Origin of the sequence: Nonomuraea maritima (assembly GCF_900100395.1) — a bacterium.
Lineage (GTDB): Bacteria > Actinomycetota > Actinomycetes > Streptosporangiales > Streptosporangiaceae > Nonomuraea > Nonomuraea maritima.
The window spans coordinates 1-1,510 of record NZ_FNFB01000076.1 but is presented as its reverse complement, the minus strand read 5'-3'; the positions used below and the strand labels follow the sequence as shown (position 1 = coordinate 1,510).

Sequence of the window (1,510 nt, the reverse complement as noted above, 5' to 3'; positions counted from 1 at the left end):
CGTCACCGCGTTTTTGCTGGTGACGGGCCTCTTCTGGCTCGTGTGGCAGGTGCAAGGTTCGAACTTGCGTAGGCTGAGCCGACGGTTTTACAGCGGGCTGATGTTCCGGACCGCATGAGGCCTGTGACCTCGGTGTACGGCTCACGCCTCCCCCGCACCAGGGAAGATCATCCCGCGTATATCCCGCGAGGCGAAGCTTAGGGGAGGTACAGACAGCTGTCGGCCGCGGCCGCTGACGGCAGTCCGCGCGCCACTTATGCAAGGATCATCGTCCACTCCCGCCAATGATCGGAGAGACCATCACGTGGATATCCGACCCCCCTCGACCGACGAGGTGTTCGGGCACTATCAACGGCTGGTCGGTGAGCCAGAGTTGGACGTAGCGGCGTGCTGGGCCGTCGTGGTTCCGAACGATGGCCTGGACTCTCTCCCCTTGCCTGAGGTAAGCGCGCGGCTGGGCGGAGGAACCAGCTATGAGCTGCGCGAAGTGGTGAAGCCCCACTTCGTCAACCTCCCCTTGCGCCGCCAGGGCCCCTGCGCGGTCGTGGATCGATCCGGTGCGGCGGTCGTCTTATATGGGCTCGACCATCTCGGGTATTCGAGCGGAGCGCTCCGGCGGCTGTCGTCGAATGCCCGGGTCTACAGCGCCTGGTGGAACGTCAACTCCGTGAACCACCTGTCCCTCACCGTGAACGGTGAAGTCCTTATCTCAATCGACGGACTGTTCCCGGGACGTCCTGAGGATCAACCGAACCTGGCGTCGTGGCCCGAACTGACGGCGATGAGCGAGTTCTTCCTCGACTACGTGGACGAAGACTTCCTGGGCAGAGACGACCGCTGGGACTGGAGGGCAGGTTTCCTGACGGCCATCGAGCTGGCCACGCAGGTGAGGCTGGACCGTCAGTGGCTGGATGTGGAACATCCCTATCTGGTGTTTTCGGGCCCCATCCCAGAGTGAGGTCGTAACAGAAGGACCAGGAGACGAGGCGTCGCCAGCAGATGATCTCGGCGGCGAGAGCCATGAACCTTACTGCTGCCAGGAGTTAGTTACAGCGCTTACGCACGTGAGACGCTTCGACGGAGTTCGACATCAGAGAACAACCACGCTGCTCGGTGAGCCAGGGTGAGGAACGAACCCTGGATCGTCGATCGCCCCCAAGCACGAATGGTGGCCAGCCATGCAGTGGCGATCGTAGGGCTGCATCTGTGCGGCGGCGCGGCAACCCCGGTCGGAGCGTTCGGTTGGTACGGGGGCCGGCGTGCGGTGCCCGGCCCGGTGTCCCGCCGCCGTCCGGGACCGGCCCCCAGGCCGCACGCCCGGACGGCGGGCGGGCGGAGGGCCGGAGGTACGGCGGCGCGCCGCGCCGCCGCTTGATCCCTATGAGCGTAATTCGGCAGTGGTTGGCGTCCGGCCCGTGTCTTGGCTCACTTGATGCTTGACGCTTTGGCATCGGATGATGCTTGACACTCCTAGCCGATCTTTCGCCTCTTAGTATGCGCTGTGGATTTG

1 protein-coding gene is annotated in these 1,510 nt (G+C 64.2%); it reads left to right on the top strand.

Annotation, left to right across the window (positions count from 1 at the left end):
• Positions 1–304: 304 nt before the first annotated feature.
• Positions 305–958, top strand: coding sequence for a hypothetical protein (locus BLR04_RS39385; RefSeq protein WP_090774298.1), 654 nt, complete (start codon positions 305–307; stop codon positions 956–958).
• Positions 959–1,510 lie beyond the last annotated feature (552 nt).